Origin of the sequence: Streptomyces sp. WELS2 (genome assembly GCF_013870595.1) — a bacterium.
GTDB lineage: Bacteria > Actinomycetota > Actinomycetes > Streptomycetales > Streptomycetaceae > Streptomyces.
Map to the genome: position 1 here is coordinate 33,928 of NZ_JACBWZ010000002.1, position 12,604 is coordinate 46,531.

General features: G+C 68.0%; 6 protein-coding genes, 1 tRNA gene and 4 pseudogenes. 3 read left to right on the forward strand and 8 right to left on the reverse strand.

Going from position 1 to position 12,604, the window contains the following annotated elements:
* Positions 1-127 precede the first annotated feature (127 nt).
* The 7 genes and pseudogenes from H5J33_RS00370 to H5J33_RS00400 all read right to left on the reverse strand — a co-directional run.
* The gene (locus H5J33_RS00370; RefSeq protein ID WP_181792693.1) at positions 128-1,291 is read right to left on the reverse strand and encodes a serine/threonine-protein kinase; all 1,164 of its coding nucleotides are present in this window, start codon (positions 1,289-1,291) and stop codon (positions 128-130) included.
* Positions 1,292-1,505: 214 nt separating this feature from the next.
* On the reverse strand, positions 1,506-2,744 hold the full coding sequence (locus H5J33_RS00375; RefSeq protein WP_181792694.1) for a Wadjet anti-phage system protein JetD domain-containing protein: 1,239 nt from the start codon (positions 2,742-2,744) through the stop codon (positions 1,506-1,508).
* A 1-nt stretch (position 2,745) separates the two neighbouring features.
* Entirely contained in the window at positions 2,746-6,159 is a 3,414-nt protein-coding gene (locus H5J33_RS00380; RefSeq protein ID WP_220211794.1) for an ATP-binding protein, read from the reverse strand.
* Positions 6,156-6,776 carry a DUF4194 domain-containing protein gene (locus H5J33_RS00385; RefSeq protein WP_181792695.1) on the reverse strand — a complete coding sequence of 207 codons (621 nt, stop codon included), beginning with the start codon at positions 6,774-6,776 and terminating at the stop codon, positions 6,156-6,158. The genes H5J33_RS00380 and H5J33_RS00385 overlap by 4 nt, the downstream gene beginning before the upstream one ends.
* Positions 6,773-8,254 (reverse strand): DUF3375 domain-containing protein, encoded by a 1,482-nt coding sequence (locus H5J33_RS00390; RefSeq protein WP_220211795.1) that lies wholly within the window; start codon positions 8,252-8,254, stop codon positions 6,773-6,775. Before H5J33_RS00390 ends, H5J33_RS00385 begins: the two co-directional genes overlap by 4 nt.
* A 211-nt stretch (positions 8,255-8,465) precedes the next feature.
* Positions 8,466-8,750, reverse strand: a pseudogene (locus tag H5J33_RS00395) (type II toxin-antitoxin system VapC family toxin); the annotation flags it as partial.
* 373 nt (positions 8,751-9,123) lie between these two features.
* A pseudogene (locus tag H5J33_RS00400) lies at positions 9,124-9,363 on the reverse strand (adenosylcobinamide amidohydrolase); the annotation flags it as partial.
* A 343-nt stretch (positions 9,364-9,706) separates the two neighbouring features.
* Between H5J33_RS00400 and H5J33_RS00405 the strand changes: the two are divergent.
* Positions 9,707-10,933, forward strand: coding sequence for a tyrosine-type recombinase/integrase (locus tag H5J33_RS00405; protein WP_258564763.1), 1,227 nt, complete (start codon positions 9,707-9,709; stop codon positions 10,931-10,933).
* Positions 10,934-11,234: 301 nt separating this feature from the next.
* On the opposite strand, the gene H5J33_RS00410 is transcribed toward H5J33_RS00405, so the two are convergent.
* Positions 11,235-11,306: transfer RNA gene (locus H5J33_RS00410), tRNA-Arg, on the reverse strand.
* Positions 11,307-11,424: 118 nt separating this feature from the next.
* On the opposite strand from H5J33_RS00410, the pseudogene H5J33_RS00415 reads away from it, so the two are divergent.
* Both H5J33_RS00415 and H5J33_RS00420 read left to right on the forward strand, forming a co-directional pair.
* Positions 11,425-11,934, forward strand: a pseudogene (locus H5J33_RS00415) (response regulator); the annotation flags it as partial.
* 209 nt (positions 11,935-12,143) lie between these two features.
* Positions 12,144-12,604, forward strand: a pseudogene (locus H5J33_RS00420) (hypothetical protein); the annotation flags it as partial.

Genomic DNA, 12,604 nt, shown 5'->3' on the forward strand with positions numbered 1-12,604 from the left:
ACTGCTCCGATTCTTCCCTGCGGCGTGGCTGCCGCTCACACTCCATGGGCCCGCGTCCGGCGTATCACGCCGCCCGGCCGTACCCATTCCGGCCAAGACTCTCATCCAGCACTGTCAGCGGAAGAGCTCAGAGAGCCGGACTTGTCGCGTACAGGGTGCGCAGCTCGTCCGCGATCCGCTTCGACGCCGGTGCCCGGCCCTTCTTCGGACCCGCCTGGGACATGCCCTTCCGCCCCCCGGAGCCTGGACCGATCTCGGCCCTGGGCGCCTCCGGCTCGTCCGGCTCTGGCTCGGCTGCCGGCGGTACCCGTGCCGGCTGGTCGAGAGGGCTTGCCGGCTCCTCGTCCTTGACGAGGGCTGCTTGTTCCCGCAGCAGCTTCTCGAACGACGTCGTCAGCGGCTTCCTGGACGCGGATGGGGCTTCGCCGGCCGTGGTGTGTGCGATCAGCGCCAGCCGGGCGGTCGCCGGAGCGGTTCCGGAGTCGGCGAGGATCTTCGCGCATGCCTCCGAGACGGCCCCCAGAGTCGGCCGCTCCTCCGGGGTGTGGGCGAGCATGGACTCCAGCAGGGGCACCAGCGCCGAGGGCACACCCGAGAGATCGGGAGCGATTTCGGGATTGGTGACCTGCGCCACGATCGCCTCCCACCGAGTGCCGTCGTACGGGTAGTGGCGAGCCGCCGCGTACAGCAGGACCGTGCCCAGCGCGTACACATCCGCCGCGGGTGTCACCTGCGGATGGCCACCGGCCTGCTCCGGCGGCATGCACCGCACCGTGCCAATGATCATGCCGCTGTGGGACAGGGACTCCTGCGAGGTGTCCATGAACGCGCCCAGCCCGAAGTCGATGATCATGGGACCGTCGCTGCCCATGATGACGTTCTGCGGCTTCAGGTCGCGGTGGAGCAGTCCGGCGGCGTGGACGGCCGAGAGCCCCTCCGCGAGCAGCGCGCCGAGGCTCGCCACGAGCGGCAGCGGAAGCACACCGTCGCTGTCCACGCACGCCAGCAACGTCCGCCCGGCGACATACTCCATCGCCAGCCACGGCTGATCCGCGTAAGGGTCGGCGTCCAGGAAGCGGGCCACCCGGTTCGTGCCGATCACCGTGCGGGCGATCAGCGCTTCCTTCTCGAAGCGCGCCCGGGTCAGGGGGTCGAGCTTGTCGTTGCGGATCACCTTGACTGCGACCGGATCGCCGGCGGGGGTGTAGGCGAGGTAGACCTCTCCCATCCCGCCTGAGCCGAGCTCCCGCGCCACCGTGTAACGGCCGATCCGCGTGGGCACCCCGCTCATCCGCACGACTCACCTTTCCGATGCGCCTCACTCGATCGGCGCTGCTGTCCGCACTACTGTAATTGGCCACGCCACCGGGCCGTGCGCCCATCGACTGATCAGGACAGCGGATGGCCCCGACGGCGGCCGGATCTCGCTCCCTGGCGCCGCCCCGCAGCCGATCGGGCTTCCGTCGTCCCAGACGGCCGGCTGCTGAGCCGCCCGAGTCGCCTGCTCATTGCTTGGGCAAGAGCCGATCTCCTGCCAGGCGAGAGACCGGCTGGGAATTGTCTCGAAGATCGGCTAAGGCTTCCTGGAGCAGGCAGAATCGCACCCGTTCCTGCTCGAGTCGCACCCCTTGGCCGAAGTCACCTCCAGTGAGAATTCGGTAGACGTCGGATTCCTCATGCGTCAGTGCTTCGAGGGATTCAACGGTGGGGCCTGCCTCCTTGACCCATTGGTCTTTGTGGGTCATCAGAACGGAGCGGTTCATCAGTATTGATTCTGTATGCGGGAATGCTCGGCGCAGCCGGTTGAGAATGGCGAAACCGTGGGTGTCCAGGTCGCCCCAGTAGATCAGTCGTACGTCGTGAAGCCAAGGGAGATGAGAAAGCTGGGTGACGGCATAGCCGCCACCGAGGATCACGATGCTGTCCGGCTGAGAGGGAAAGGCCAGATACGTGGTCTCATTCTCGACGACATACACGGTGGTGACGCCTGGTGGCCGTGCAGTGAATTCTTCCGTGCGGACGGTGAGCTCCCGAAAACCGGCCAGTGTCTGCCCGCCGAGGATGCGGAACCTCAGGTAGGCGGGTTTTTGCAGGAATCCGAAGCGGGCGGCGAAGTTGGTACGGGGGGCTGCGTCGGTGATCCGGTCTGCGGGGAGGCAGTGTTCCAGCAGGGCGGTCAGCGTGGCGCGGTGGTGCTCGATGAATTTGGTGTCCACACCGGGCACGTCGATCTGCCGCACGTAGAGGGCTGGCCCGCGGTAGTCCGCGATCCACCGGACGGTGGCTTCCAGTCGCGGCCAGACGTCGTGGAGCTTGACGACTTTCATGGGGTGGGCCGCCATCCAGGCCGCGAGCTGCGGCACGGTGGCCCGGGCGGATGCGAGCAGGGCCTGGTAGCGGTGGACGGTGTTGGTCACGCCCAGGAGTTTCCATAGGTCTTCGCGGTGGTCGACCCAGACCTGGTGGGGGATGTCGTTTCTGCCGACCAGTTGTCCTCCGACGCGTCGATGCTCCAAGCGTAGGGGGCTGCGTGCGGCGGTCGTGGCCCATGACTGGGCCCATTCCCGGACTGCTTCGTAGTGCCGGGTGATCTCGCCGGGTTTGGGGCCGCGCAGGGGGATACAGACGGGCTCCCAGTCGGTCTCTTCGGCCAGGTCGGTGAGGTAGATGCCGCTCTCCCAGCGTTTACGCAGGCGCGTGGTGACATCGTGCGGTGTCGTCCAGGCCGGGGTGGTGGCCGGCATGTCAGTTCCCCTCTGTGGCGCTGGGCTGCAGCGTGGCCAGGGTGTGGGCGAGGCGCTCCTGCTGGTACTGGGTGATGGTCAGGGTCCGCAGGCGTGAGTGGTGTCCGGTCGGGTTGTCGACGAAGCCGACGGCGGAGACGTAGGGCTCGATGACGTGGATCTTCTGCAGCGGTGTGACGATGAGCAGCTGCAGGCCGAGGCGTTGGAAGAGGTCCAGGGCGAACCGGGCGGACTCTTCGGAGCCGCGTCCGAAGGCTTCGTCGATGACGACGAAGCGGAAGGTCCGGGGGCGGCTGGTGCCGGTGTCGAGTTTGAACTGGTAGGCGAGGGAGGCGGCCAGGATGGTGTAGGCGAGCTTCTCTTTCTGGCCGCCGGACTTGCCGCCGGAGTCGGAGTACACCTCGTACTCGCTGTCATCCTCGCGGTGCCGTTCGCTGGCGCTGAAGACGAACCAGTAGCGGACGTCCGTTACCCGCTTGGTCCATTCACGGTCGGCTTCGGTGTGGCCCTCGCGGCCTTTGAAGCGTTCGATGAGACGTCGGACCTGGTGGAATTTTTCCTCGGAGTACAGGTCGGAGTCGTCGTCGGACAGGACGTCGTCGGTGCAGGCGCGCAGTTCCGCCGTGAATTCGCGGATCTCGGTGTTGGGGGTCCGCTCGGGCTTGAGCATGATGTAGCGGCCGGGGTTGTAGTCGATGTCGGCCAGGGATTCGTTGATGGTGGTGATACGGTCGCCGATTTCCTCGGCCCAGATGTTCAGCTGGGCGTGGAATCCGGCGATTTCCCGGATGACATTTGTCTTCAGGTACTTCCGGAACTGCTCCTGGAAGCGGGGCAGGTCGTCGGCGACGAGTCGTGCGTGGAGCTCGCGGTACCCGCGGGCGGAGTTGACGGAGTTGTCGAGTTCGTTGGTCTCGGTCGGGTAGGTGCTGCGGAAGGAACCCATCTGGGAGGCGATCGACTGGCCGAGGCGGTTTTGCTCCTTGCCCCAGCGGCTCTTCATGGCGGTCAAGACCTCGCGGAGGCGCTCTTCGGCCCGTGTGCACTCATCCACAGTCCGGCACTGCAGGCGGGTCTCCGCCAGTCGCTGGTCGATGGCGGGGAAGTGGGCTTGGGCCTGCTTGGCAGCCGGTTCGGCAAGGAGAGCTCGGGCAGTGTCGTGGGTACGGACCGCGGCGTCCAGTTCGCCGGCGAGCCTGCCCAGAGCCTTGTCCGCTTCCGCACGCGCGTCTTCCTGCTTGCCGATGTCCTGGGCGATGGTCTCCAGCCGGCGGGCGATCTCCTCAAGGTCCTTCGAGGCGGCTGCCAGGCGCTGCTTCTCCTCGCTCAGTTCGGTGATGCGCCGGACGGCGGACTGCCAGTCGATCTCACTGTGGTCACGCATGGCCGCGAGCCGGTCCAGGACCTTGTCGAGGCTGATGCTGTCCTCGTGCGCGGCTTCCAGGCCGCGCTTCTTGTCGGCCATGTCGCGCTGTGCGGTGTGGATGCGGCCGGCCAGGTCGAGGAGTGCGTCGATCTTCTGCTGGTTCGTCCAGCCCAGCACGTAGGAGCTGCGGTCGTCGATGCGGGTGGTGTCGTTCTTCTCGTGGCGTCCGCGTGCGCCCTTGATCAGCCCTTGGCGGGTGATCGCGAGCTCAGCGCGTCGGAAGTCCTCCATCGTCTCCGCGCACACGTGGGGCGCGCGGCGCTCCAGCTCGCCGACGAGCCAGGGAGCGAACGGCGATTCCCGCCGCACCTCGAGTTTGGCGAACAGCACAGGCTCGGTGGAGTTTTGAGGGCGCCGTGGAGAGATCTTGTCGGGGACGCGGAAATAGACCAGCTTCGTCCCGAGATGGTGATCGTTGATCCATTCGGACACGCGGGCGTACTGGTCACCGGGCACCAGGAGGGACAGCGCAAAGCCGCGCAGCAGCCGCTCGGCGGCGCCGGCCCACGCTTGCTCGTCCTGTTGTACTTGGATGAGTTCGCCGGCGAACGGCAGCGTGCCCTCCTCGATGCCGAGCTCACGGCACAGACGCGTGCGCAGGTCCAGCTGCTTTCGGGGAATGTTGCTGCGTCGCGCCCGGAGACTGACCAGCTCGTCGTTGAGGTCCTGGGCCTGCTGGCGCAGGTGGTCGGAGTCGACCGCGAGCTTCTCCAGGGCCTGGCGGGTCTCACGCTTGGCCGTGGCGACGTCCTTCTGAGCGGTGGCGATCTCCTGGAGGCGGTCGGTGAACTGCTCGGCATCCTCAGCTGAGTCGAGGCCGGCCTGCCGGAGCAGAGTGGCGTGTTCCGTGGCCCGCTGCCGGCGCGCGGTCTGCAGGCGCGACAGCTCCTCGATCTGGCGTTCCAGTTCGCCGAGCCGCCCGCCGCCCAGTCCTTCCCGCTGCAGTTCCCACCGTCGCTGCTGAGCGCGCAGGTCCTCCAGCTGGTCACATGCCGCCTGACGCTGGCTGGTTTGGCGGGCCATCTCGTGCTCCAGCGCTGTGCGCTGGGTCTCACACAAGATGGAGGTGCGCTGAGCGAAGTAGTAGCGCAGGGCGGCCTGCTGGGCGTCGGCCTCCTCGATGCTGGCGCCCAGGCGCTCGTACTGGTCGCATTCCTCCAGCAGCGGGGTGAGGGCTTCGATCTGGGCGCGGGCCCGCTGGACGGAGTCGTAGGTCGTGGTCAGGGCATCGAAGTGGGCGACGATGGTGTCGGTCATGGAAGCGGCGTCGAAGGGTTCGAGCATGTGGCTGCGGACGAAGTCGTCCAGGCTGCCGACGGACTTCATCGACACGGTCTGGTGGAAGAGCTCCAGGGCCTGCTCGGACTCGATGCCCATGCGGCGCCGGAAGTCCTTGCTGTAGGGCGGGAACGTGGTGTGCACGCGTACGCTGCTCGCGGCGAGCCGCTTCTTCAGTGACCTGACCTCGGTGCCGAAGTCCGCGAAGTCACCTGCGACGGACAGGGCACGGTCCGCGACGAGGAACAGCCGCTCGGGCTGGGTCGCGTTGGCATCCGCCAGCCAGAACACCTGCCCCAGGGTGATGCTCGCCTCCAGCTCCCGGTTGGCGAACACGCCCAGGATGACGCTGTAGTTGCCGGGCTTGCGCAGGGCGACCGGGCGGGTGGTGCCGGTGGTCTCGTTGCGTTCGGACTTGTAGTGGCCCAGCACATAGGAGCGCAGGTTGCGTTCTCGGCTCTCCGCGCCGGCGGCCCGGTTGTAGGCGATCCGGTGGGCGGGCATGAACAAGGTGGTGATGGCGTCGACCAGGGTGGACTTGCCCGAGCCGATGTCACCGGTCAGCAGGGCGTTGGTGCCGCCGGCGTCGAAGGACCACACGTGCTTGTCGAAGGTGCCCCAGTTGTAGACCTCCAGCCGTTCCAGCCGGAACCCGGCCCGGCTGAGATCCGGGCCGGAGGCGGTGCCGAGGGCGGGCTGGGTGGGGATCACTGCTGTCCTTCCTGGGGGGTGTGCGTGGCCGCGTACTGGGCCAGGTTCGCTTCGAAGTCGGCGAGCCACTGCCCGTCGACGAACGCCTTGATGATCCGCTGCACCTCGTACACGTGTTCCTGCCCGCGCGCACGGCGCAGGAACTGCAGCTCCACGACCTTGTTGATGTGGCCGTCGATCTGGTCGACCAGCCGCGCCTCGTTGCTGCCGGCCGGGAGGAACGTGCGGATCATCTCGACGATCTCGTCCCGTGTGATCATCAGCCGGGTCTCGCCCGAGCTCGCGTCGAACTCCGCGAGCCGCTTGCGCAGCAGTACGATCAGCAGGCTGACCGGATAGGACAGGGAGCGGCGGGGCATCAAGCGAGGTGGTGCCGAGCGCGGATCGCCGTCTTCTTCGTCGGGCTTGGACTGGAGGAAGGCATACCCCTCGGTTTCGTCGACCACCACGCGCAGGCCCATGACCTCGACGTAGTCCTGGAGGCGGGCGCGCAAGTGCAGCAGTGCCTCCCAGGCGCGCTCGTGCTGGTCGCGGAAGATTGGGCCCTTCAGCAGTTGGTTGACCGGGAGGGACAAGGTGTGCGCCTGCCGCTGGGCAGGCGTCGGCGGCGTGGTCATCGCCCCTCCTTCTGGTTTTGTGCCCAGGTGATGCCGGGGCTGGTGCGGGCAAAGATGGCCACGGGAACCGTCGCGAACTTCTGGATGCCGTCCTCGCCGGCCCACGAGATCTCTTCGCGGCGGCCGTCGTCGAACACCGTGGTGAAACCGTCGTCCGACAACGCGAAGTAGGCGACGAGTTCGGCAAGCCCCTGCTGCAGCGGATGATCGCGGACGATCTCGGACAAGGACACCTGCGCACGGGAGCCGAGTGCCTGGTGCACGGTGGCCGCGAGCCGGGCCGTATCCACATAGGTCGCTTCAAACAGCGCGTCGGCGGCGAACTCGTCATCGCCCGCCTGGATGCCGGTGCTGTCGATCGGCGCCCTGGTCACCGGCGTGTACAAGGGCCGCTCCATCGGCAGCACGATGGCTGGTGCCGCGGCGTCCAGTTCCACGGCCAGATCCACATGGGTCACGTCACGCAACGCCAGGGCACGGGACTCGATACCCTGCACCAACTCCATGACACGGCGGTCTTCCGAGCGCACACGGTCGTCGAGGAACCGGCGCAGCTGGTCCGACAGCCGCCGGACCGTGGCCTGTGTGCGCTCCGCCGCCTCCAGCCAGTCCCGGGGCATGCGCCGCATCCGAGGGTCGGGTTCGCCAATGGCGTCCATGGACTCGACCTCGGCCAGCAGTTTCTTGAGCTCCTCCTGCCTGCGGGGCGTCAGCAAGAAGTCGTAGAACGCCTGAAAGCTCCTGCCCTGGTCGGACTCGGCGATGCTCTCGCGGCTTCCCAGGACCTCGTCCAGCAGCCTGCCTTTCGAGCCATCCCATATGGCGATCTTTCGGCGCAGCTCCCGGTCCAGGTCCCGGAAATTCGCCTCGACCTCACGGAAATCGGCCAGCAGCCCATGGGCCGTCGCCGTTACCTGCTGGTAGCGGTCCCGCAGCCCTGCGCTGCCGAGCACGTCCACCTCGCCGGCCTCGACGCGCGCGATCTCCTCATTGATCTCGTGGCGCCGCCGCATCAGCTCCGCCAGCCGTGCCTCGGGATCTGTCTCGGCTCCGAAGGTCATCTGCCGCAGCAAGTCGACGATGGTGTTCAGGCGCGACTCGGTGCCGACGAACGAGCGCTCCTCCAGCGATCGCACCCAGGACAGGGCCTTCTCCACCGCGGCCGAGGCGTCGAAGTGTGGCTCGTCCGAATCGGGCGGGTAGTACTTGCGCAGCCAGCCGTTCTCCGGAGCCGACCACAGATCCAGATACGCCTTGGCTGACTGCGGAAACGTCCCCACGCCCAGCCGCTCGTTGAGCGCGTACAACTCATCGTCCAGCCGCTCGATCAGCTCAGAACCGGGTATCGACCGGACCCCTTGCTCAACAAAGACCTTGTTGAAGAAGCTCAGCATCAACGCGGCGTTACCAGCGGTCAGCAGCCTCCAGGCCGCACTCTGCTTTCGCAAAGCGACCAGACGGTCATAATCCAAATCCATACCCTGCCCTCAAGATCGCCACGGTACGACGCCGCGCCGGCCCACCGGCCAGCCCGTTCGGGTGCAGCCGCACAAGAACCGTACGGTCCACCACTGACAATGGGGTGGACGGCGGACAAGGCCGGCAGGGCAAGGCTCACCGGTGCGCGCACATGGCACACCAGCGCCCGACGGCGCACATAGTGCGCGCCTGACGTCGGTCCACGGGGCAGATCTTGATGACAGTGACCCGGGCATCGCACAGCGCGGCAAGATCCTCTGGATCCGAGGTGAGGACGGTGACTGGTCCGGGTGCTGCGAGGGCAGTGGCACCGAGCATGGCGTCGATGGCGTACTTGTGGCCATGCAGGCCCGCGTCGGCAAGCAGGACGGCGGCGTGACGGGCGATGGGCTCGGTGACGGCTTCGATGACAATGCGGGACAGAGTCCACTCCAGGGCCGGGCGGTTGATCCGGGGATGGACGACCTCGACGAGGGTGGCCGCACTGGTGATCACGCGGAGGTCGTCGCCCCGCGCTGGCCGACCAGGGAGGACTTCACCGGGCCCGGCAGCGGCAGCACCGGCGAGGTGGTGGCCACGCTCGTTGAGCCGGCCGGGAAAATGGGACGGACGATGTCGTGGCTGCGCTGCTGGCGCAGGCCCGGAGCGAAGGAGAGGGCGCGTGATCCCGATGCCGCCGCACCGTACGAAGGGTCCGGGCATACTCGGCGCCAACCCTGAGCAGCCCGTCGGGCCCTTCGGGCTCTGGCCCGACGGCATGGAGGACGAGGAGACCGACCTCGCTCGCCCTGCTACCGGTCTTCCATTGCCCCGGGATCGCCAGCCAGATGATCACTGACAGCCACTTATCCCTGGGCAGAGGCTCGCCGGCCAGGGCAGCGAGGTGGCGGTCGGGGTCGGTGCGCCGGTAGCCGTGGGCGACCTGGGCGTTGATGACCCAGGCGCGCTCACCGATGCCGCCGCCCAGCACGGCGTTACTGATCATCCGCCACCCCGGGCCAGCCGACCACAAAAGAAGGGGCAGCCGCTCGCCGTCCTCGCTGCGAGCCAAACGCTGCAGGCGCAGCAAGCCGGCGGTGGCCGGTGACGATGGCGTGGCGGCGATCACCGGGCACAAGCTCCTTCGACACGGGGGCGGGCCGGCTGATCGTACGCGAAGCCTCCGAAGCGACGTCCGCGCATTCCCGGCACCGGCCACTTCCGTCGCAGACGCCTCTACGGCCACCTGGGCTGCGATGACGCTGGAGATCCACTGTGTTCACCTGGTCAACGAGACCAGATAGGTGGTGGACGCCATGAAAGCCATGGCGATCCCCGCGCGTCGCACCTTCGGGACGCGGCGTAGCGGAAGGGGGACGACTGCGGGGCGGCGTGCCTGCCGGCCCGGCGCAACCGAAGCAGCGGACGTCCGGGAGCTGGCCGGCGAACTCGGTACCGCTCTGCTGCAAGCGATGCAGGAAGGACCCGTCCGAGAGCAGACCCGCACCCGCCGGACGCACGGCGACCCTGCCTGCGGGGATGGCGCACCCCTGACCTGGTACGCCTTCGCCCTCGAATACCTGCAGATGCGCTGGCCGCAGATCGCGGCCAAGAGCCGGAATGAGACCAACGACGCGCTCTGCATGATCACGCAGGCTATGCTCCGTGACGCCCGGGGCCGCCCAAGCGATCAACTACTGAGGGGCGCGCTGCGGGACTGGGCGTTCGTCGTGCCCCAGCCCGACCTGCGAGCGGCACCCGGCGAAGTCCGGCTGGCGCTGCGCTGGGTGGCCACTTCTTCGCGCCCGTTGACCGATCTTCTCGATCCGGCCGTGACACGAGCCCTGCTGGTGGCCCTGTGCCTCAAACAGGATGGGACGACGGCAGCGGCCGAGACCCAGCGGCACAAGCACAAGATCCTTGTCAACGCTGTGCGGTACGCCCTCGAGCAGAGAAAACTCCCCACGGACCCGCTTGCTCCGATCAACTGGCACGTGGCAGAGACCGTCCAGCAGATCGACCCCCGGGTGGTCGTCAACCCCGCCCAGGCTCGTTCCCTGCTGTGCGCCGTGTCCTACGTGGGCGGCTACCGGCGCGCACGTGGACGGCGGCTTGTAGGACTGTTCGCCGGCATGTACTACGCGGGGCTGCGCCCCGCCGAAGCGGTCGCCATCGCCTTGCCGGACTGCGTCCTGCCCGCCGAAGGCTGGGGCAGCGCCATCCTGCACCGCACCCTGCCCCAGGCGGGCACGAAGTGGACCGACACCGGAGAGCTCCATGATGAGCGCGGCCTGAAGAACCGCCCAGCCGGCGACACCCGGGTGGTGCCGCTGCCACCCCCGCTGGTGCAGCTCTGGCGGGAGAGCACCGACACCTTCGGCACCGCTGACGACGGTCGGCTGTTCTTCAACGAACGCGGAGGCATCGTCACCTCCGGCACCTACGACCGGGTCTGGCACGAAGCCCGCACCCTCGCACTCCCAACCGACCTGGTGAACTCCCCGCTCGCCGCCCGCCCCTACGACCTACGGCACTCGGCGCTGTCCACCTGGCTCAACGCCGGCGTCGACCCCACCGAGGTCGCCGAACGGGCTGGCAACAGCGTCGAAGTGCTCCTCTCCCGCTACGCGAAATGCCTGTACGGGCGGCAGGCCCTCGCCAACCAGCGCATCGCGTTGCTGCTGAACGAGTACCGGTAAGACAAAGTTGAACGGCCTGTTTCACCGTGCGGCTTCCAGCTCTCCTCGCGGAGGAAAGTGCAGGTCAGAAGGGCGGTGGCCCCCTGCGGACCCGTCATGTGTGCCGTCTGTCCCGCGTATATCCCGTGAGGAGGGTTTCTGCGGGATCGGATAATTGGGATTTCGTCCGCTCGGCACGGCAAACCCGCAGGTCATGGGGGTGTCGCGGAGAACGGCCACCACCCAGCAGGCCGTGTGCGTTCTGACATGCACAAGAAAGGCCCTGAACTGCATTTCTGCAGTTCAGGGCCTTGATTGCGGGTGCCCCCGGCAGGATTCGAACCTGCGCACACGGCTCCGGAGGCCGTTGCTCTATCCCCTGAGCTACGGGGGCGTGTCGGGCGCTGAGCTTCTCGCTCGCGGCGACGGGTAGAACACTAGCAGGTCCGCAGGGGTGATCAGCAATTCGGTTCCCCTGGCGGGGGCGAGCCGGTCGCCTGGAGGGGGTGGAAGTGGGGAAAACCCGGACGCGGTGGCCGGTCCCCACCTACTCTCGAGTTGTGCCAGGCGCTTCGGGCCGAGTGCTTGTTGTGGACGACAACAAGGTCATCCGGCAGCTGATCAGGGTCAACCTCGAGCTGGAAGGGCTAGAGGTCGTGACCGCGGCCGATGGTGCCGAGTGTCTGGATGTGGTGCATGAGGTGCGGCCCGACGTCGTGACGCTCGACGTCGTCATGCCCCGGCTGGACGGGATCCGCACCGCCGCCCGGCTCCGCGCCGATCCCCGTACGCACCACCTGCCCGTCGCCATCGTCAGCGCCTGCACGCAGTACGAGGTCGAGGCCGGCCTCGACCTCGGCGTGGACGCCTTCCTCGCCAAGCCCTTCGAGCCCGCCGAACTGGTCCGGATCGTGAAGGACCTCATCGAGCGGAAGACGAGTCGCGCGGAGGCCGGGGGAGAGGGGCCCGGCGTGGACGCGCACGCGGGAGCGGAGCCGGGTGGTGCCGGTGGTGAAGGAGGGACCGCCGATCCGCGGGCGGCCGGGGAAGCCGCGGAGGACGCAGAGGAGATCGACGGCCTCCCCGGACGCGACGGCCTTCCGAGTCATGACGGCATCCACCCCTAGCCAGGGAAATCGAAGCCTGGTGGTCACCGGGTTTCGATGACCGCCGGCCATGGAAGGCATAACCGGTTCGCCCACCCACCCCCCTCCTCCCCTACGCTTGTCCCGTGACCCCCGCCGACCTGTCCCGCACCGTGGTGGACGCGGTGTGCCGTGCCGTCGGTGACGGGGAACTGAGCGTGGCCGTGCCCGAGCGGGTCGTGGTGACCGAGCCGGGCCCCGGCGGGTGCGGGGACTTCGCCACCGCCGTCGCGCTGCGGCTCGCGCACGCCGCCGGTCAGCCGCCGCGGCACGTCGCCGGGATCCTGCGGGAACGTCTCCTCGGGGCCGACGGCATCGAGGACGTCGTCGTCACCGGGCCGGGGTTCCTCAACTTCCGGCTCGCCGGGCAGGTCGACCCCGTGGCCGCGCTGGTCGCCGAGATCCGGGGGAAGGGCGCCCGGTACGGGCACGGTGACGCCCTCGCCGGGCAGGTCGTCGCGCTCCGGGTGCCGTACGAGGTGCGGGCCGAGACCGTGGCCGACGCCGTCGTGCGCATCGTGGGCACCCAGGGCGGCCGGGCCACCGT

Coding starts and splice junctions, on each gene's coding strand:
- H5J33_RS00390 (WP_220211795.1), bottom strand. CDS start 8,254: ATGGATTTGGATTATGACCGTCTGGTCGCTTTGCGAAAGCAGAGTGCG.
- H5J33_RS00375 (WP_181792694.1), bottom strand. CDS start 2,744: ATGCCGGCCACCACCCCGGCCTGGACGACACCGCACGATGTCACCACG.
- H5J33_RS00405 (WP_258564763.1), top strand. CDS start 9,707: ATGCAGGAAGGACCCGTCCGAGAGCAGACCCGCACCCGCCGGACGCAC.
- H5J33_RS00370 (WP_181792693.1), bottom strand. CDS start 1,291: ATGAGCGGGGTGCCCACGCGGATCGGCCGTTACACGGTGGCGCGGGAG.
- H5J33_RS00385 (WP_181792695.1), bottom strand. CDS start 6,776: ATGACCACGCCGCCGACGCCTGCCCAGCGGCAGGCGCACACCTTGTCC.